This window comes from Streptomyces chartreusis NRRL 3882 (assembly GCF_900236475.1).
In the GTDB taxonomy this organism is placed as follows: domain Bacteria; phylum Actinomycetota; class Actinomycetes; order Streptomycetales; family Streptomycetaceae; genus Streptomyces; species Streptomyces chartreusis_D.
Genome location: NZ_LT963352.1, coordinates 6,578,284 through 6,596,835, shown reverse-complemented (window position 1 = coordinate 6,596,835; position 18,552 = coordinate 6,578,284). Strand labels below are relative to the sequence as shown.

Annotated in this window: 18 protein-coding genes and 1 riboswitch; of the genes, 8 read left to right on the top strand and 10 right to left on the bottom strand. The window is 70.1% G+C overall.

Annotation, left to right across the window (positions count from 1 at the left end):
- Positions 1 to 192: 192 nt before the first annotated feature.
- The 3 genes from SCNRRL3882_RS29800 to SCNRRL3882_RS29790 all read right to left on the bottom strand — a co-directional run bounded on the left by SCNRRL3882_RS29800 (position 193) and on the right by SCNRRL3882_RS29790 (position 3,105).
- A complete protein-coding gene (locus SCNRRL3882_RS29800) occupies positions 193 to 1,233 on the bottom strand; it encodes a C40 family peptidase (RefSeq protein WP_010048947.1) in 1,041 nt (346 codons plus the stop codon).
- A 245-nt stretch (positions 1,234 to 1,478) separates the two neighbouring features.
- Positions 1,479 to 2,828, bottom strand: coding sequence for an NYN domain-containing protein (locus SCNRRL3882_RS29795; protein WP_010048944.1), 1,350 nt, complete (start codon positions 2,826 to 2,828; stop codon positions 1,479 to 1,481).
- A 37-nt stretch (positions 2,829 to 2,865) separates the two neighbouring features.
- The gene (locus SCNRRL3882_RS29790; protein WP_010048941.1) at positions 2,866 to 3,105 is read right to left on the bottom strand and encodes a hypothetical protein; all 240 of its coding nucleotides are present in this window, start codon (positions 3,103 to 3,105) and stop codon (positions 2,866 to 2,868) included.
- Between the two features lie 159 nt (positions 3,106 to 3,264).
- On the opposite strand from SCNRRL3882_RS29790, the gene SCNRRL3882_RS29785 reads away from it, so the two are divergent.
- The 7 genes from SCNRRL3882_RS29785 to SCNRRL3882_RS29755 all read left to right on the top strand — a co-directional run bounded on the left by SCNRRL3882_RS29785 (position 3,265) and on the right by SCNRRL3882_RS29755 (position 9,514).
- The gene (locus tag SCNRRL3882_RS29785) at positions 3,265 to 4,017 is read left to right on the top strand and encodes a rhomboid family intramembrane serine protease (protein WP_010048938.1); all 753 of its coding nucleotides are present in this window, start codon (positions 3,265 to 3,267) and stop codon (positions 4,015 to 4,017) included.
- Positions 4,014 to 4,295, top strand: a complete 282-nt coding sequence (locus SCNRRL3882_RS29780) for an Lrp/AsnC family transcriptional regulator (protein ID WP_010048935.1) — start codon at positions 4,014 to 4,016, stop codon at positions 4,293 to 4,295. Before SCNRRL3882_RS29785 ends, SCNRRL3882_RS29780 begins: the two co-directional genes overlap by 4 nt.
- 94 nt (positions 4,296 to 4,389) lie before the next feature.
- Entirely contained in the window at positions 4,390 to 4,710 is a 321-nt protein-coding gene (locus SCNRRL3882_RS29775; protein ID WP_029181808.1) for a hypothetical protein, read from the top strand.
- Positions 4,640 to 6,151, top strand: a complete 1,512-nt coding sequence (locus SCNRRL3882_RS29770; protein ID WP_010048933.1) for a sensor histidine kinase — start codon at positions 4,640 to 4,642, stop codon at positions 6,149 to 6,151. The genes SCNRRL3882_RS29775 and SCNRRL3882_RS29770 overlap by 71 nt, the downstream gene beginning before the upstream one ends.
- Positions 6,148 to 6,813, top strand: coding sequence for a response regulator transcription factor (locus SCNRRL3882_RS29765; protein WP_010048932.1), 666 nt, complete (start codon positions 6,148 to 6,150; stop codon positions 6,811 to 6,813). Before SCNRRL3882_RS29770 ends, SCNRRL3882_RS29765 begins: the two co-directional genes overlap by 4 nt.
- A 57-nt stretch (positions 6,814 to 6,870) precedes the next feature.
- Positions 6,871 to 8,286, top strand: coding sequence for an SLC13 family permease (locus SCNRRL3882_RS29760; RefSeq protein ID WP_029181807.1), 1,416 nt, complete (start codon positions 6,871 to 6,873; stop codon positions 8,284 to 8,286).
- Positions 8,287 to 8,296: 10 nt separating this feature from the next.
- Positions 8,297 to 9,514 (top strand): glycerate kinase, encoded by a 1,218-nt coding sequence (locus SCNRRL3882_RS29755; RefSeq protein ID WP_010048929.1) that lies wholly within the window; start codon positions 8,297 to 8,299, stop codon positions 9,512 to 9,514.
- On the opposite strand, the gene SCNRRL3882_RS29750 is transcribed toward SCNRRL3882_RS29755, so the two are convergent.
- From SCNRRL3882_RS29750 to SCNRRL3882_RS29725, 6 genes are all read right to left on the bottom strand, one after another.
- Positions 9,469 to 10,836 carry an aminotransferase class V-fold PLP-dependent enzyme gene (locus SCNRRL3882_RS29750; protein ID WP_029181806.1) on the bottom strand — a complete coding sequence of 456 codons (1,368 nt, stop codon included), beginning with the start codon at positions 10,834 to 10,836 and terminating at the stop codon, positions 9,469 to 9,471. The two genes, SCNRRL3882_RS29755 and SCNRRL3882_RS29750, sit on opposite strands and share 46 nt — an antisense overlap.
- 127 nt (positions 10,837 to 10,963) lie before the next feature.
- A riboswitch (SAM riboswitch) is annotated at positions 10,964 to 11,080 on the bottom strand.
- A gap of 66 nt (positions 11,081 to 11,146) precedes the next feature.
- Positions 11,147 to 12,211, bottom strand: coding sequence for an anthranilate phosphoribosyltransferase (gene trpD, locus SCNRRL3882_RS29745; RefSeq protein ID WP_010048926.1), 1,065 nt, complete (start codon positions 12,209 to 12,211; stop codon positions 11,147 to 11,149).
- 138 nt (positions 12,212 to 12,349) lie between these two features.
- Positions 12,350 to 13,972 carry a cytochrome b gene (locus tag SCNRRL3882_RS29740; protein ID WP_010048924.1) on the bottom strand — a complete coding sequence of 541 codons (1,623 nt, stop codon included), beginning with the start codon at positions 13,970 to 13,972 and terminating at the stop codon, positions 12,350 to 12,352.
- Positions 13,969 to 15,051, bottom strand: a complete 1,083-nt coding sequence (locus SCNRRL3882_RS29735; protein WP_010048922.1) for a ubiquinol-cytochrome c reductase iron-sulfur subunit — start codon at positions 15,049 to 15,051, stop codon at positions 13,969 to 13,971. Before SCNRRL3882_RS29735 ends, SCNRRL3882_RS29740 begins: the two co-directional genes overlap by 4 nt.
- A complete protein-coding gene (locus tag SCNRRL3882_RS29730; protein ID WP_029181805.1) occupies positions 15,048 to 15,860 on the bottom strand; it encodes a c-type cytochrome in 813 nt (270 codons plus the stop codon). The genes SCNRRL3882_RS29735 and SCNRRL3882_RS29730 overlap by 4 nt, the downstream gene beginning before the upstream one ends.
- 77 nt (positions 15,861 to 15,937) lie before the next feature.
- The gene (locus SCNRRL3882_RS29725) at positions 15,938 to 16,558 is read right to left on the bottom strand and encodes a cytochrome c oxidase subunit 3 (protein WP_010048918.1); all 621 of its coding nucleotides are present in this window, start codon (positions 16,556 to 16,558) and stop codon (positions 15,938 to 15,940) included.
- A gap of 145 nt (positions 16,559 to 16,703) precedes the next feature.
- On the opposite strand from SCNRRL3882_RS29725, the gene SCNRRL3882_RS29720 reads away from it, so the two are divergent.
- Positions 16,704 to 17,105: a hypothetical protein gene (locus tag SCNRRL3882_RS29720; RefSeq protein WP_010048916.1), complete on the top strand. Its 402-nt coding sequence runs from the start codon at positions 16,704 to 16,706 to the stop codon at positions 17,103 to 17,105.
- A gap of 75 nt (positions 17,106 to 17,180) precedes the next feature.
- Here SCNRRL3882_RS29720 and SCNRRL3882_RS29715 read toward each other — a convergent pair whose 3' ends face one another.
- Positions 17,181 to 18,434, bottom strand: coding sequence for a L,D-transpeptidase (locus tag SCNRRL3882_RS29715; RefSeq protein WP_010048912.1), 1,254 nt, complete (start codon positions 18,432 to 18,434; stop codon positions 17,181 to 17,183).
- Positions 18,435 to 18,552: the final 118 nt, after the last annotated feature.

Genomic DNA, 18,552 nt, shown 5'->3' with positions numbered 1-18,552 from the left:
AGCCGCTCTCCTTCCGCTGGCGGACTAGGAAACGCGGCAGACAGTAGCCCCGCGACGGGGGGCCGCCAACGACCATCCGTGGGTGTGCGGCACGACGCCCCGCCAGTGACGCAGGTCACTGGCGGGGCGCGGGCTCAGTCGAGGCTGTCGTGATTCGCCCGAACGGCGGAACAGCGGACGTCGTGCGGAACGTCAGACGCGGACGCCGAACATGAACGGGCCGCCGATGGTGTCCATCGACTCGTAGCGGACGACCGTGCCGGTGCGCGGGGCGTGGATGATCTGCCCGTTGCCGGCGTAGAGGCCGACGTGGTGCAGGTCGTTGAAGAAGAAGACCAGGTCGCCGACCTTGAGCTGGCTGACCGAGTAGATCTTGGTGCCGATCTGGGCCTGCGCCTCGGAGGTGCGCGGGATCTGGACGCCGGCCGCGGCGTACGCCCGGGAGGTGAGGCCGGAGCAGTCGAAGGAGCTCATGCCCGTGGCGCCGTAGACGTAGGGCTTGCCGAGCTGGCTCTGCGCGAAGGCGAAGGCCGCGGCGGCCCGGCCGGAGCCCGGCGGGACGTTGCCGGTGAGGGCGTCGCGCTCGCTGTCGCGGCTGGCGCGGTCCTGCTCGGCGGCGAGTGCCGCCTTCTCGGCGGCGGTGAGGCTGTTGAGCAGCTTCTGCGCGGAGGCGAGCTTGCCCTGGACTTCCTTCTTCTTCTTGCCGAGTTCGGCGCGGGTGGAGGCGAGGTCCTTGAGCTTCTCGGAGGCCTCGGCGCGCTCCTGGGCGAGTTCGCGCTGCTTCTCCTGGACCTTCTTCAGCGCCTCGACCTGCTGGCTGCTCAACTGGTCGAGCGTGGAGGCCTTGTCGAGGTAGTCGTCCGGGTTCGCGGAGAGGAAGAGCTGGACGGAGGGGTCGATGGATCCGGTCCGGTACTGCGACGCGGCCGCGAGGCCCAGGCTGTCGCGCAGCTCGTTGAGCTCCTCCTGGCCGCGGGCGACGTTGTCCTGGATGGTGGAGATCTCCTTCTGGAGCTTCTCCTGCTTCTCCTTGGCCCCGTTGTACTTCTCGGTGGCCTGCTCCGCCTGCTCGTAGAGCTTGTCGACCTTGGCCTTGACCTCGTCCTTGCTCGGCTTCTCGCTGGGGGCGGCGTTGGCGGCCTGCGAGCTGAAGGCGACGGCAGCGGCAGCGGCGGTGGTCAACACGGTCACACGTGCGCGGCTCGGCTGCTTGGGACGACGGTGGGACGCCACGGGTGAAAAGCTCCTTCTGGCTCCTCCGCCGTCTCTCCCGATGAGTGATCACCCGAGCGGAGGTTCGGCCTGACCCTAGTGACCTTCCTGTGATCAGTTCAAATCCTCAGCTGAAAAATTGCGTCACGGTGAGCCATCTTTTCATCTTGACTCACAGGCGGTGAGCCCCATTTGACGCAACGTGGCACACAGACCTCGCGAATTCGGGCATGAAGCCCGTAAGTTACGCATGGTGCGAAGGGCCGCTAGGACCGCGAAAGGCGCTTCAGCAGCATCGCCGAGGCCACCGGGCGGGCGCCCGCGCGGGCCACGCCGTCGGCGACCTCACGGTCGGTGGAGGCGACGATGACCGGCCGGCCGGGCGGTTCGGCGCGCACCAGCTGGCGGATCAACTCGTCCGCGGTGACGCCAGGCTTCGAGAACAGCACCCGCACGCCGCGCGGTGGCGCGAGCAGTACCGGAGCGGCCAGTTCGGCCCCGTCGAAGACGCAGGTCACCTCGGCGCCGCTCTGCGCCGCCAGTTGTGAGAGCTGCCCCAGCAGCCGCAGGCGCTGCTTCTCCAGCGGCATCTGCGGATAACCCGTCTTGGTGACGTTGTAGCCGTCGACGACCAGATGGGCCTGCGGCAGCGCCAGCAGCTGGTCGAGGACCTGCGGGTCGTGCTCGGACAGGGCGCGGGCGGCGATGTCCTTGGGGCTCATCCGGCCCGGCTCGACGGCGTCCACGGTCTCGGCGGGCCGGACGGACACCGGTGGCAGGGCCAGTTCGCGCCGGAGCCCTTGGGTCGCGTCCAGCAGGGTGTCCAGCAGCAGCCGTACCCGCATGTCCTCGACACTGCGGCCCTCGCGCGCAGCCCGGCGCGTCGCCTCCAGCGCGGCCTCGGTCTCCCCCAGCCGGGCCTTGAGCCGCCGGGTCTCGCTCTCGGCGGCGGACACCTGGGCCTGCCCCTCGGCGCGGACGGCCTCGATCTCGCCGTGCGCCTTGCGCAGGGCGGCCTCGCCGCGCTTGACGTCGCTGAGGGCGGCGCGGAGCTTGCGGTGCAGCGACTCGGCTTCCTTCTTGGCCGATTCCAGCTCCGTGCGCAGCCGCTCCGTCTCGGCCCTGGTGTGGTCACGGGCCCGGTCGAGCTCGGCGCGCAGCCGCTCCAGCTCGGCCCGGTTCTCCTCGTCGGCGCGCTCGGCGTCGGCCCGCTGGGCCTCCTCACCGGCGGCGGTCACCAGCTTCACCCAGCCCAGGGGCCGCAGTACGTAGGCCGCGGCCGCCACGTCGAGCGGGTCCGCGGCCGGGGGCGGGGAACCTGAGTCGAGGGCGCCGGTCAGTTCCGGCTGGGTCTCTCTGAGCTTCTCCCCGATGCGCTGCCGGAACAGCGGGTCGGTCTCCAGCGCCGCGGCCATGGCGTTGCCGGCGAACTTGGCGCGGCGGTTCGGGGCGAACCGGGCGTACTGCCTGAGCTGCGCGGGCAGCTCGCCGACCGTCAGCGAACCGAAGCCGTCGGAGACGATCTGGACGACCCTGCGGCGCACGCCGTCGGGCAGCGGACGGTCGAGCACCTCAGCGGCGCCGTCGCCCGGCCCCCCGCCTGTGGTCTCCACCATCCGTCACACCCCAATGCCTGTGCGGGGCCAGCTCCCCTCAGGAGCCGGCACCCGGCCTGTCCACGAGTTCCACCTGGTCCACCGCGTTGCACCAGCGGCAGCGCACCGACTCGATGGTCTCACTGAGCACCTCGCGCTCCTCGACCTTCGGCTCTCCGGCCAGGTCGAGGTGGACGTACTCGACGACCTTCGACGAGCGGGTCACGTCGAACCTCGTGAGGTTGCCGCAGAGGGTGCAGCGCCACCGCGTGGAGGCGGTCGGCAGGGGAACCGTCATCGTGACCTGTTCTCTTTCCTTCTAGTGTCCGTGACGCCACCGGCATCCCCGGTGCGTGTGGCTCGTAACCCTACGGCCTGGCGGGTCGTCGCCGCCCACGCGTCCACGGCGGCGAGGCGGTCCGTACGGTTGCGTCCGGTTACGTCATGCTCTGTGTCCATGATCAGCAAGTGGAGGGCGTCGATCGTGCGGGCCGGCAGATCGGTCCGGGGCTCGTCGGCGCCGATGACGTACTCACTGATCGCCCTGTGCTGCGCGGTCTTCCTGGTCGGCCCCGCCTCGGGCCTCGGCCCGGCGTACGGCACGGGCGACGAGCTGCTCGCCGCGCAGCGGGCCTATTTCCGGCGCTGGGGCGTGATCCCCGCAGAACTGTTCGAGGGGTCCGCCGGATCGGCCCTCACCCCCGCGACGGCCCTCTTCGTCCACGGCAGCTGGGTGCACCTGCTCGGCAACATGCTCTTCCTCTACGTCTTCGGGGCGATGACCGAGGAACGGATGGGCCGGGTGCAGTTCATCCTGTTCTACGTCGGCTGCGGCTACCTGGCCCTGCTGGGCTACGCCGTCGCCAACGCGGACTCCGAGCAGTCCCTGGTCGGTGCCTCGGGGGCGATCTCGGCGGTCCTCGGTGCGTTCCTCTACCTGTTCCCCCGGGCCAGGGTGACCAGTCTCCTGCCGTTCCTCTTCTTCCTGCCGGTGCGCTTCCCGGCCTGGGTCGTGCTGCCGTTCTGGGCGGCGCTCCAGTGGCTGGCGGCGGGACGGGCCTCGGACGGGCCGGGCGTGGCCTACCTCGCGCACCTGGTGGGCTTCGGCCTCGGCTTCGGCTACGCCTCGGTCCGCTACGGCCGCCCGACCAGCCCTACTAGAGTGAAGGCCGCCCCTGCTCCGGCCCCCGAGGGAGAGAACCAGCCGTGATCACCGCGATCGTCCTCATCAAGACCAGCGTGGACCGGATCCCCGAGATCGCGGAGTCGATCGCCGCGCTGGACAACGTCAGCGAGGTCTTCTCCGTCACCGGCACCTACGACCTGATCGCGATGGTCCGGGTGAAGGACCACGAGGACCTGGCGGAGGTCATCCCCGGCCGGATCAGCAAGATCCCCGGAGTGGAGGGGACCGACACGCACGTGGCGTTCCGTACCTACTCGCAGCACGATCTGGAAGCGGCGTTCTCGATCGGGCTGGACAACTGAAGGCCCGCTTCTGATCGGATGCCGGACGCCGGATGAAGAGTTCTTCATCCGGCCCTCATCCTTCTCGCCGTGTTCCCGGCCAAAGATCGGGCACATGGCTTTCACACGTCGTATGGCGGCCCTGTCCGCCGTCGTTCTGATCCCGCTGGGCATCGCGGCGACCAGCTTCGCGCTCTCCGACAGCCCCGAGCCGCCGAAGGTCCCGTCCGAGGTGGTGCTGGACAGCGGCTCCCCCACGCCCGAGCCCACGCCCACACCCGAGCCCGAACCGACGCCCGACCCGTCCCCGGACGACGAGGTCGTGCCGCGGCAGCCGGTGACCGACAGTCCCACGATGGATGACGATGACGACGACCACGGCCAGGGCGCCGGAGACGACGGGCCGGACGACGACGGCACCGGCGACACCAACTGACCCGGCCCGCCGGCGGATCACCGCCCGGGTCCGCATCCTGCTGTGGTTGCTGCTCGTCATGGCGGTCGCCCTCGTCGAGGTCACGACGACCACCCGCTCCCTGCTGATGCGGGACATGGACAACCGGATCAACCGCCTGCTCACCCAGGAGGCCGGGGAGTTCGCCGGCTTCGAGGAGCGGGGCAAGGACCCGGAGACGGGCCGTCCGTTCGCCAGTGCGGACCGCCTGCTGACCGTCTTCCTGCAGCAGCAGAACCCCGATGCCGACGAGGAACTGATCGGCCTGGTGCGCGGGACGGACGGCGCTCTCGCCCAGATCCGGCAGCAGGGCGGTGTCGGCGCCGGGCTGCCCCTCTACCGGGACGCCGAGGCCAGACGCCGCATCTTCGACTCGCCCGACTCCACCGGCACCCTGCACCGGCCGCAGGGCGAGATCCGGTGGGCCAAGGTCACCGTGGCCCGCGCGGGAGCCGAGCCGGACGCCGCGTTCGTCGTGGCCATCCACCCGGAGCGTGAGCGGGAGTGGGTGAACACGGTGTTCCGCACCCTGCTCATCATCTCCGGCGTCGCCCTGCTGCTCACCACGGGCATCGCCTGGGTGGTCGCCGGACGCATCCTCAGGCCGGTCCGACTGGTGCGCACCGCCGCGGCAGAGATCACCGAGCAGGACCTCACCCGGAGGATCCCGGTGCACGGCAACGACGACATAGCGGCTCTCGCCGAGACGTTCAACGGCATGCTCGACCGGCTGGACCGGGCCTTCGCCGCGCAGCGCGAGTTCGTCGACGACGCGGGCCACGAGCTGCGCACCCCGATCACCATCGTGCGGGGCCATCTGGAGGTCATGGGCGACGACCCGGCGGAACGCGAGGAGACGGTCCGGCTGGTCACCGACGAACTCGAGCGGATGAGCCGCATCGTCGAGGACCTGCTGGTGCTCGCCAAGACCGAACGGCCCGACTTCGTCGTCCACGAGCCGGCCCAGGTCGCCGAACTCACCGCCGACGTCTTCGTCAAGGCCCGCACCCTGGGCGAGCGCGACTGGCGGCTCGCCGAAGTCGCCGACGTGGAAGCCGAACTGGACTTCCAGCGAATCACCCAGGCCATGGTGCAGCTCGCGCAGAACGCCGTGCAGCACACCACGCCCGGCCAGGCCATCCGCATCGGCTCCCGGATCGCCGGCCCGCACCTGGAGCTGTACGTCGCCGACTCGGGCCCCGGTGTCCCGCCGCAGGACGCCGAGATCATCTTCGAACGCTTCCGGCGGGCCACCTCCCGGCGCGGAACACGCGGCTCCGGCGCCGGACTCGGGCTCGCCATCGTCAAGGCCATCGCCGAGGGCCACCACGGGCGGGTACGGCTGTCCGGCTCCCCCGGCGGCGGCGCCACCTTCACCCTCGTCCTGCCCGCTCCCCAGGTACCGGAAGGCCATCCCACGTGAACCGCATCCTCATCGTCGAGGACGAGGAGCGCATCGCCTCCTTCGTCGAGAAGGGCCTGCGCTCGAACGGATTCACCACGACCGTCGTCACCGACGGCGACGCCGGCTACGAGTACGCCCTGACCGGCGGCTTCGACCTCGTCGTCCTGGACATCAACCTGCCCGGCCGCGACGGCTTCACGATCCTGCGCGAGCTGCGTGAGGCGCGGGTGACCACCCCGGTGATCGTGCTGACCGCCCGGGACTCCGTACGGGACGCGGTGGCCGGACTGGAGGGCGGCGCCGACGACTGGATGACCAAGCCGTTCCGCTTCGAGGAACTGCTCGCCCGGGTGCGCCTGAGGCTGCGTACGGCGGCCCGGGCGCCTGAGGTCACCGTGCTGAGGGCCGGCTCGCTGAGCCTGGACCTGCGCACCCGGCGGGCCAGGGCCGAGGAGCGGACCGTCGACCTGACGGCACGTGAGTTCGTGCTGCTGGAGCTGTTCCTGCGGCATCCGGGACAGGTGCTGTCCCGCGAGCAGATCCTGTCCCACGTGTGGGGCTACGACTTCGACCCCGGTTCCAACATCGTGGACGTCTACGTCCGGACGCTGCGCAAGAAGCTGGGCGCGGAGCGGGTGGAGACCGTGCGCGGGATGGGGTACCGGCTCCCCACCGGGTGAAGTTCCTTTCATGTTCGGCTCATCGACGGCTCACCGCCCGGATGAACCCTCGATGACGTGACATGGAACCCACGAGCTCTCACCGCCCTGTGCGTGGCGCTGTCGCTGTGCGCCCTGCTGGCGGTCCCCTCGAACTTCCCGGGGCTCGGCGGCGACGCCCGCTTCACCCTCGTCGTGTTCGTCCTGGCGACCTGTGCGTGGATCGGGACGTCGATCGACGACACGTACATCGCGCTGGGTGCCGCGCTGGCCCTCACGGTGACGGGTGTGATCAGCAACGACACCCTGTTCGGCACCCTCGGTGACTCCACGGTGTGGCTGCTGATCTGCGCGTTCGTGCTGGCGGCGGCGGTCGCCCGGACCGGGCTCGCCGGCCGGGCGGCGGTCTTCCTGGTCAGCGGCGCGCGCACCGTGCGGCAACTCGTGCACCTGACGACGGCCGCCCTGGTCGTCACGGCGTTCGCGGTCCCGGCCACCTCCGGCCGGGCGGCGCTCGCACTGCCGGTGTTCCTGGCCCTCGCCAAGGTCCTCGCCGACCGGAAACGACTGGTCGTGATGCTGGCGCTGCTGTTCCCGACGGTGATCCTGCTGTCGGCGGTGGCGACCCTGATCGGGGCGGGCGCGCATCTGATCACCGTGTCGGTGCTGTTCGAGGCGACCGGGGAGCACATCGGCTTCACCGAGTGGCTGCTGCTGGGCCTTCCACTGGCCGTGGTGTCGTCCCATCTGGCCGCCGAGCTGGTGCTGCTGACCATGACCCGCCGCGAGGACCGGCGCGGAGCCGTGCACATCACCGCCGAGCAGATCCAGCAGCACAGTGAGCAGGCGGTCGCCGGCCCCTGGACGTCGGCCGAGAAGCGCTGTGCCCTGCTGCTCGCCACGGTCGTGCTGCTGTGGTGCAGCGAGCCGCTGCACCGCCTGCCGCCCGCGATCGTGGCGCTGATCGGCGCGGTCGTGGCCTCCTCGCCCGCCCTGGGCACCGTACGCCTGAAGGACGCGCTGAAGACCGTCCCCTGGTCGCTGCTGCTGTTCATGGCGGCGACGATGGCGATGGGTGTCGCGCTCGCCGACTCCGGAGCGGCGAAGTGGCTGGTCTCCGGGCTGCCGACGAACGAGGCCCCGGTGGTGTTCCTGGCGATCGTGGTCGCCGTCAGCACGGCGGCCCACCTGGTCCTCCAGTCCCGCTCGGCCCGCTCCTCGGTCCTGGTCCCGCTCGTCGTGGCCGCCTCCGTCGGCGTCGGGGTCAACCCGGTCACCGCCGCGCTCGCCTCCACCGCCGCCGCCGGCTTCTGCCACACGCTGCCCGCCTCCGCCAAGCCGGTCACGCTCTTCTCGCAGCTCCCCGGCACCCCCACCTACGCCCCGCGCGACCTGCTGCGGCTGTCCGCCTTCCTGGCCCCCCTGACCGCCGCTCTCGTCCTGCTCTTCGCCGTCGCGGTGTGGCCGCTGCTCGGCGTGTCCGTCACCCGTTAAGGAGCCCTCCATGCTGAACCGTGTCGTCGTAGCCCCCAGCGGCTTCAAGGAGTCCCTGTCCGCGGAGGCCGCCGCCGACGCCATCGCGGCCGGCGTACGCCGTGTCCTGCCCGACGCCGAGCTCGACCTCGTCCCGCTGGTGGACGGCGGTGAGGGCACGGCCGTCGCCCTGGCCGCCGCGACCGCGGGCAAGGTCGTCACCGTGCCCGCGACCGGCCCGGTCGGGGAGACCATCGCCGCCCACTTCGCCCTCCTGGGCGACGGCGACACCTCCGTGGTGGAGATGGCGGCGGTCGCGGGTCTCTCCCTCGTCCCGCGCGACCTGCGCGACCCGGGCGCCACCACCACCTACGGCGTCGGCGAGCTGATCCGCTCCGCGCTCGACCGGGGCGTCCGGCGGATCCTCGTCGGCTGCGGCGACTCGGGCACCTCCGACGGCGGCGCGGGCGCGCTCCAGGCGCTCGGGGCCCGGCTGCTGGACGAACAGGGCGAGGAACTCCCCGTCGGCGGCCGGGAGCTGACCCGGCTGCACCGCGTCGACCCGAGGGGCCTGGACGCACGGCTGGCGGACGTGGAGCTGCTCGTCGCCTGCAACCCGTACAACGTGCTGTGCGGCGAACGGGGCGTGGCCCGGGTCTTCGGGCCGCAGAAGGGCGCGACGCCCGAGCAGGTCGAGCAGCTGTCGGCCGGACTGGAGAACTGGGCCTTCGTCCTCACCCGCGACGTCGCCGTCCCGGACACCAACCTCCGGTACGGTCCCGGAACCGGAGCCTCCGGCGGCCTGGGCGCCGGCCTCGCCGCCCTCGGCGCCCGCCTCCTCCCCCGCTTCGACGTGCTGCTGGACCACCTCGACCTGGACGCCCGGCTGGCCCGCGCCGATCTGGTCGTCACCGCCGAGGGCGCCCTGGACCACCAGACGCCGCGCGGCAAGGTGCCCGCCGAGGTGGCCCGCCGGGCCAAGCTCCACGGCCGCCCGGTCCTGGCCCTGGCCGGCACGCTCGGCGAGGGCGCGCACCAGGTGCCGGGCGTGGATGCCTGCCACGGCATCCTGCCCGCCCCGATGGAGCTGGCCGAGGCGCTGCTCCGCGCGAGCGAACTGCTCACCGACGCCACGGAACGCGCCCTGCGGATGATCGTCCTCGGTACGCGGCTACCCGTGGTCTCCGAGGCCTCCCAGGCCGTTCAGGCGGACCTGTCCGGCACGCAACGCCCGTCCTCCGTGCGGTAGTTCCACCGCGCCCCGTCCGTCACGAGCTCCTTCACGGCCCGCACGAACCGCTCCACGTGCTCGTCCGGCGTGCCCGCACCGAAGCTCACGCGGATGGCGTTGAGGGACTTCTCGCCGGGAGCCGCCTCCGGTGAACCGCACTCGCCCTGCGTCTGCGGGTCGTTGCCGAGCAGCGTGCGCACCAGCGGATGGGCGCAGAACAGCCCGTCCCGCACGCCGATGCCGTACTCGGCGGAGAGCGCGGCGGCGAAGTGCGAGCTGTTCCAGCCCTCGACGACGAAGGAGAGCACACCGACGCGCGGGGCGTCGTCCCCGAACAGGGACAGGAACCGCACCTGAGGGACGTCGGCGAGCCCGTCCCGCACCTTCCCCACCAGGTACTGCTCGCGGGCGACGAGGGTGTCGAAGCCCGCCTCCGTCAGCGCCTTGCAGGCGGAGGCCACGGCGTAGGCGCCGATGACGTTGGGCGATCCGGCCTCGTGACGGGCGGCGCTCTCGTGCCACTCGACGTCCACTCCCCCGTCCGTGCGCCGGGTGACCTTGCGGCTGGCGCCGCCGCCCGCGAGGTACGGGTCGGCCTCGCGCAGCCAGTCGGCCCGCCCGGCCAGCACGCCGGAGCCGAAGGGCGCGTACAGCTTGTGCCCGGAGAAGGCGACCCAGTCGACGTCGAGGTCCCGGGCGGACACGGGGTGGTGCGGGGCCAGCTGGGCGGCGTCGAGCACGATCCGGGCGCCGTGGGCGTGCGCTGCCGCCGCGAGTTCCCGAACGGGCCACAGCTCGCCGGTGACGTTCGAGGCGCCGGTGACGCAGACGAGGGCCGGCCCGTGGGGCTCGCGGTCGGCGAGGGCCCGCTTAAGGGTCTCGACGGCCTGGCGGGGGCTGCGCGGGGCGTCGAGGTACGTGACGCGGGCGTCGCGCCAGGGCAGCAGGGAGGCGTGGTGCTCGGTCTCGAAGACGAAGACCTGGCAGCCGGCCGGGAGCGCGGCGGCGAGGAGGTTGAGGGAGTCGGTGGTGGACCGGGTGAAGACGACCTGGTCGTCGTCCCGGCAGCCGAGGAACTCCGCGACCGTCCGGCGGGCGTTCTCGAACAGGTCGGTCGACAGCTGGGAGAGGTACCCGGCGCCGCGGTGGACGCTGCCGTAGTACGGCGCGTAGGCGGCGACGTCGTCCCAGACCCGCTGGAGCGCGGGGGCGCTGGCGGCGTAGTCGAGCGCGGCGTAGGTGACCTCGCCGCCGGTCACGAGCGGAACGGTGACATCCCGTCCCAGAACGGGCAGCGGTGCACAAATGGACGGGGCGGTGGCAACGGTGGAGACGGACATGGCTGACTCCCGTGAGAGACCTGGGGTGGAGAGAAAGAGGGTGTGCGGAGGCGGGGCTCTGCGGCCCTAGCGCATTCGCTTGCTCACGGAAGACTCCTCGACGACCAGGACCCCTGGTTTCGTGAGGGGTCCGCGCTTGCCGTAGACCTCGCTGCCTACGGCCTGGTCTTCACCCGGGGCACCCCGCCACGGACGGAGGGTTGCCGGACAGTCGGCCGGGGCCTCATGACTGTCACTCATGACCTGTGCAGGAACGTACGGGAATGATCGAGGTCCCGCAACCCGCGTCCGGATTGCGGGACACCCCGCGCTACGCGTTGCTCGCCGCCACCCACCGCTCCAGGGTCCGCTTGGCGGCCCCGGAGTCGATCGATGCGGCCGCCTTCGCCATGCCGGCGCGGATCTGCTCGGCGAGCGTCCCCGGGCCGGGTTCGAGGGCCACCAGGGCCGCCGCCGAGTTCAGCAGGACCGCGTCGCGGACCGGGCCCGTCTCGCCGTCCAGCAGACGGCGGGCGACCTCCGCGTTGTAGGAGGCGTCCGCCCCGCGCAGGGCCTCCACGGGGACGAGTTCGAGGCCCACGTCGCGCGGGTCGAAGGCCTCCTCGGTCACCTTGCCGTCGCGGACGACCCACACTCTGGACGTGGCGGTGGTGGTCAGTTCGTCGAGGCCGTCGTCACCCCGGAAGACCAGGGACGAGTGGCCGCGCTCGGCGAAGACGCCCGCGACGATCGGTGCCATGCGCGGGTCCGCGACACCGACGGCCTGGGCCCGCACCTTCGCGGGGTTGGTCAGCGGACCGAGGACGTTGAAGATCGTCCGGATGCCCAACTGGCCGCGTGCCGCGCCCGCGTGGCGCATCGCCGGGTGGAACTTCGCCGCGAAGCAGAAGGTGATCCCGGCCTCCTCGGCGACCTGGGCCACCCGGTGCGTCGGCAGCTCCAGATTGACGCCGAGCTTCTCCAGCACGTCCGACGCCCCGGACGCCGACGACGCCGCGCGGTTGCCGTGCTTGACGACCTTCGCACCGGTGCCGGCGATGACGATCGCCGACATCGTGGAGATGTTGACGGTCTTCGCCCCGTCGCCGCCCGTGCCGACGATGTCGACGGCCGGGCCCGGCACCTCGATCACGTTGGCGTGCTCGTACATGGCACGGACGAATCCGGCGATCTCCTCGACGGTCTCGCCCTTGGCCCGCAGCGCCACCACGAGTCCGGCGATCTGGGCGTCCGTCGCCTCGCCGCGCATGATCAGGTCCATCGCCCACGCGGTGTCGTCGGCGGTCAGGTCCCGGCGGTCCAGCAGACCGTTCAACAGCAGGGGCCAGGAGCGGCCCGCCGCGGTGTCGCCTCCAGCGGGGGTCACAGCGCTCATAAGCCGCTCCAGGGTCAGGCGTCCCGCACTACGGGACGAGAGTCTCAACGAGGTCCACCCTATCCAGCCACGGGACACGGCGAAGGGCCCCGTCCGAACACCGGACGGGGCCCTTCGCGTGGCGTGGCGAAGCAGTGATCAGTGGTGGCCGTGGCCGCTCGTGATCTCCCGGTACTCCTCGACGGTCGGCTTCGGGATCTGTGCTCCCTCGCCGTAGTAGGACTCGCTGAGCTTGGCGCGGAGCTTCTCGGAGCCCTTCACCTTGCGCTCGACACCGTTCTCGTCCACCGTCGGACCGATCTCGACCGGCTGGTACTGCTCGTGTGCCGTGAGCGTGTACATCTGCTCCTGGCTGAGCGGCTCGTGCACCTCGATGAACTCACCGTGCGGCAGGCGCTTGATGATGCCCGACTCGCGGCCGTGCAGCACCTTCTCCTTGTCCCGGCGCTGGAGGCCGAGGCAGATGCGCTTGGTGATGATGAACGCGATGGCCGGCCCGGCGAAGAACCCGATCCGGACGAACCAGGTGACCGCGTTGATCGACAGGTGGAAGTGGGTGGCGACGATGTCGTTGCCACCGCCGATCAGCATGATCATGTAGCCGGTGACCCACGCGACACCGAAGGCGGTGCGCGTCGGGGCGTTGCGCGGCCGGTCCAGGATGTGGTGCTCGCGCTTGTCCCCGGTGACCCACGACTCGATGAACGGGTAGAGGGCGATGATCCCGAGGAACAGGCCGAAGAGGACCAGCGGGATGAACACGCCGAGGACGAGCGTGTGACCCCAGAAGTTGATCTCCCAGCCCGGCATCGCCCGGACCAGACCCTCGGCGAAGCCCATGTACCAGTCGGGCTGTGCTCCGGTCGACACCTGGTCGGGCCGGTAGGGGCCCAGGACCCAGATCGGGTTGACGGTCGCGATGCCGGCGAGGGCCGCGATGACACCGAAGACCAGGAAGAAGAAGCCCCCGGCCTTGGCCATGTAGACCGGCAGCAGCGGCATGCCGACGACGTTCTTGTTGGTCCGGCCGGGACCCGCGAACTGCGTGTGCTTGTGGTAGAAGACCAGGATCAGGTGACCGACCACGAGCCCGAGCATGATGCCCGGCAGCAGCAGGATGTGGATCGAGTAGAACCGGGCGACGAAGTCGGTGCCCGGGAACTCCCCGCCGAACAGGAACATCGAGATGTACGTGCCGACGATCGGCACGGACAGGATCGCGCCCTGCGTGAAGCGGACACCGGTGCCGGAGAGCAGGTCGTCCGGGAGCGAGTAGCCGGTGAAACCGGTGAACATGCCCAGGACGAACAGCAGGAAGCCGAACAGCCAGTTGATCTCGCGCGGCTTGCGGAACGCGCCGGTGAAGAAGACGCGCATCATGTGCACGAACATGCCGGCGAGGAAGATGATCGCCGCCCAGTGGTGGATCTGCCGGATGAGCAGACCGCCGCGCACGTCGAAGCTGATGTCCAGCGTGGAGGCGAACGCCTCCGACATCAGCTGCCCCTGGAGCGGGACGTAACTGCCGTGGTACTCCACCTCGTTCATCGACGGGTGGAAGAACAGCGTCAGGTACACACCCGTGAGGATGATGATGATGAAGCTGTAGAGGCAGATCTCACCCAGCATGAAGGACCAGTGGTCCGGGAAGATCTTGCGCATGTTGGCCTTGGCCAGGGAGTAGATCCCCAGGCGGCCGTCGGCCCAGTCGGCGACCCGCTCTCCGGCGGGCGCCTTGCGGCGTGTCTGTGCAGTGCTCATCCGCGCTCCCAGAAAGCAGGGCCGACGGGCTCTTCGAAGTCGCCGAGCGCCTCGAGGTAGCCCTCGTCGTTCACGCCGATGCGGAGCTGCGGCAGGGCGTGACCAGCGGGACCGAAGATCACTCGGGCACCGTCGGAGAGGTCGAAGGTGGACTGGTGGCAGGGGCAGAGCACGTGGTGCGTCTGCTGCTCGTACAGGGAGATCGGGCAACCGACGTGGGTGCAGATCTTCGAGTACGCGACGATGCCCTCGTGCGACCACTCGAGCTCGCGCTTGTCCTTGATGTTCTCCGGCTGGATCCGGACGATCATCAGGGCGGCCTTGGCGATCTCGTTCTGGAACTCGTGGTCGTGCTCCTCCAGGCCCTCGGGCTTGGCGAAGGTCAGCGAGCCGACCGCGACGTCCGACGGACGCAGCGGCTCGTTCGTGTTCATGTTGACGAGCAGCTTGCCCTTGGACCAGAGCGTGTGACGCAGCTTGTCCTCGGGCAGCGGGCCGAGGTCGCGCAGCAGCACGACACCGGAGAGCGGCACCAGCGTGAGCGCGCCGAACATGGTGTTGCGGATCAGCTTGCGGCGGCCGAGCGCGGACTCCTTGGCGCCCTGCTTGAAGTCCGCGAAGACCTTCTCGCGAACCTCGGGCTCCGCCTCGATCGGGTGCCGCTCGTCGGCGATCTCCACGTCCGACATCAGGGTGCGGGCCCAGTGGACCGCGCCCGCGCCGATGCAGAACAGCGCGATGCCGAGGGTCAGACCCAGCGCGAAGTTCAGCGCGCTGATGTGACCCAGCGGGAAGATGTAGACCGACTTGTCGACCGGGATCGCCACGAACGCGGCGATGAAGGCGATGGTGGCCAGCATCGACACCGTGAACAGCAGGGCGACCGAGCGCTCGGACCGCTTGGCGGCCCGCTCGTCGACGTCCTGGATCCGGTGCTCGTGGGGGGGCAGGCCCGGGTCGGCGAACGGGTGCTTCTCGTCCGCGGCGCTCAGCGCGCCGTGCCCGTGCTCGTCAAGTCCTGCGGACTGCTCGGACTGCTCAGCAGGCAGGTTCTCTTCTGGAATGTCTTGGCTACTCATGACTTCTTGGCCTTTGCGGTCCGGGCGGCGACCCACACGGCGACGGCGATCAGCCCGCCGAGACCGAAGATCCAGCCGAACAGGCCCTCGCTGACCGGCCCGAGGCCGCCGAGCTCGAGGCCGCCGGGGCTCTCGGACTTGCTGCTGTTGACCGCGTCCAGGTACGCGATGATGTCCTTCTTGTTCTTCTCCGACAGCGTGGTGTCGGGGAAGGAGGGCATGTTCTGCGGGCCGGTCTCCATGGCCTCGTAGATGTGCTTCGGGGCGACACCCTCAAGGGTCGGCGCGTACTTGCCGTGCGTCAGCGCACCGCCCTTGCCGGTGAAGTTGTGGCACTGCGCGCAGTTGGTGCGGAACAGCTCACCGCCCTTGGCGATGTCGGCACCCTGGGGGCCGTACTGCTCCTCCGTCGGGACGGCGGGGCCGGCGCCCAGCGAGGCGATGTAGGCCGCGAGCTGGTCGATCTCGGCCTGGCTGTAGACGTTCTTCTTCTTGGGGACCTGCGGGCCCTGGGAGGTGGCGGCCGGCATACGGCCGGTGCCGACCTGGAAGTCCACGGCGGCGGCGCCCACGCCCACCAGGCTCGGCCCGTCGGAGGTGCCCTGACCGCCGGTGCCGTGGCAACTGGCGCAGCCGACCGAGTAGAGCTTCTTGCCCTCCTCGATGGTGAGGGACTGGGCGGTTTCGTCGGCCTCAGCCTTGCTCGTGGGTGCGAACACGGCGTACAGCCCCCCGCTGAAGAGCAGCGCGAGGAGTAGGACGACGACCGCCGCCAACGGGTGGCGTCGTCGTGCGGAGAGCTTTTTCACGGATTACCCCGGTGTCAGGATCTTCTGCGTCGGTGCTTCTGGGATGCGTGCCTCGTCGGGCGCGCGCTGCGGTCCCGCTACTTGATCATGTAGATCGTGGCGAAGAGGCCGATCCAGACGACATCGACGAAGTGCCAGTAGTAGGACACGACGATCGCGGCGGTCGCCTGCTCGTGGGTGAACCTCCGGGCCGCGTAGGTCCGGCCCAGGACCAGCAGGAAGGCGATGAGTCCGCCCGTCACATGCAGGCCGTGGAAGCCGGTGGTCAGGTAGAAGACCGAGCCGTACGGGTCGGAGGACAGGGACAGGCCCGCCTCCTTGACCAGCTCGGTGTACTCGAACACCTGACCGCCGATGAAGATCGCACCCATCACGAAGGTGACGATGAACCACATCCGCAGCTTCTTCACGTCACCGCGCTCGGCTGCGAAGACGCCGAGCTGGCAGGTGAGCGAGGAGAGCACCAGGATCGTGGTGTTCGTCGCCGAGAACGGGAAGTTGAGATGGCTGGCCATCTCCTTCCAGTGATCGGGACCCGTCACCGATCGCAGGGTGAAGTACATCGCGAAGAGGGCCGCGAAGAACATCAGCTCGGAACTCAGCCAGATGATGGTTCCGACGCTGGTGAGGTTCGGCCGATTGACCGACGGGTGCGCGTGCCCGGTTTCTACTGTCGTTGCTGTCGCCACGACCGACATTATGTCGGTCGCTTATCCCGCCCTCACTCCGGGGGGTGCCGTTCGGAGTGTCTAAGCCGGTCGTACCGGTGTTGACGTGGTGTTCAAGGGAGTAGCATCCGGCCCAACGGGCCTGTCCTTACGACGCTGACGTCACGGAGGAACAATGCAGCCGACCGCCACGGTGCTGGTCTACAGCGACGACTCCAACACCCGCGAGCAGGTGCGGCTCGCCACGGGACGGCGGCCGGCGCCGGACGTTCCTCTGGTGGAGTTCGTGGAGTGCGCGACTCCGGGTGCCGTGCTCAAGGAGCTGGACCGGGGTGGGATCGACGTCTGTGTGCTGGACGGTGAGGCCGTGCCGATGGGTGGCATGGGGGTCTGCCGGCAGATCAAGGACGAGGTGTTCGACTGCCCGCCGGTCTTGTTGCTCATCGGGCGGCCGCAGGATGCGTGGCTGGCGACCTGGAGTCGCGCCGAGTCCGCGGTGACCCTGCCGGTGGAACCGGTGGAGTTCGCTGCTGCCCTGGCTTCGCTGTTGCGGGAGAGGGCGGCTTTGAACGCCTAGGGGCTCGGGAGTGCCTGTTCATCGGCGGGTGCGGGTGGTCTGTGGCTTGTCGCACAGCTCCCCGCGCCCCTGAGGTCAGACGCTCTGCGGGCGTAGCCGGGCCCTGTCCGCCGGTGTGGGGCCGTCAGGGGTGCCGCCGATCAGGGCGCTGCCGGTGCGCCACTGTTTCCACTCGAGGTTCCAGTCACCGTAGCCGTTGCCGAACGGGGTCATCGACTCGCCGCCGGAGTTTATGACCTTGACGATGTCGCCCTCGCGGACGTTCTCGTAGAACCAGGCGGCGTTCTCGGTGCTCATGCCCGTGCAGCCGTGGCTGACGTTGGCGTAGCCCTGGGAGCCGACGGACCAGGGGGCTGCGTGCACGTACTCGCCGCTGTTGGTGACCCGCACGGAGTGGTGGACGACCAGGTCGTAGAAGTCCGAGGCGCCGATGCTGGCGCTGGTCATGCGGACGGTGCCCTCCTTGGCCAGGACGACCTTGACGCCGTTGCGGGTGTCGTAGCCGGGCCGGCCCGTGGTGACCGGGATCTGCCGGACGATCTCGTCGTTCTTGTAGACGGTCATCTGGTGGGCCGCGGCGTCCGTGACGGCGATGACCTTGTCGGCGGTGCTGAGCGTCAGCGGCTCGGCCTTGCCGCCCCGCATACGGTCGCCGATCTTGATGCCCTCCAGGTTGCTGCGGACCTGGATGGTGGCCTGTGTGGGCCAGTAGTCCTTCGGGCGGTAGTGGAGCTCCTTGTCGTCCACCCAGTGCCAGGCGCCCTCCGTGGCGGGCATGGAGGAGACCTTGAGGGCCCGTTCGACGACGGCCCGCTGGGACCTGTCCTTGACCGGCTGGCTCAGCTCGGCCGTGATGGGCTGGCCGACGCCGTAGGTGCCCGCCTTGGGGCCGAAGGTGACGTCCAGGCGCTTGTTGGTGGTGGGCTTGCCGGTGTCGAAGGTGAGGACCTTGCGGCCGGGCTCCCCGTCCTCGTTCTCGGTGCTCACCCGGACCGTGTAGCTGGCGTTGGCGGCGAGCGGGGAGGTGCTGTGCCAGCGGCTGCCGTCGGCGGCGAGTTCGCCCGCCACGTAGCGTCCTGAGGCGTCGTGGGCCGTGACGTCCGTGATGCGCCCGTCGGAGTCCTCGACGACCTCCAGGGGCTTGTCCGGGTCGGCCTTCTTGCGGCCCTCGGAGGGGGCGTTGAACGAGATCTGGTCCGCCGCGTCGTAGGGGCGGTGGGAGAGCGGGTTGCCGTCGGAGCCGCAGGCGGTGACGCCCGCGCAGAGGGCTATCACCAGCAGCGTGCAGCTGACGACGGTGCGGGGACGGGAGATCGCTGTGTGGCTCATGACCTCACGCTAGGAAGCAGCGTCAACTGCGGCACGCCGGGTGGTTCGTACGAGTGACACGGATTACGGCAAAAGCAGGAGCCCGGACGCTCCTTGCGGAGTGTCCGGGCCCCTGAAG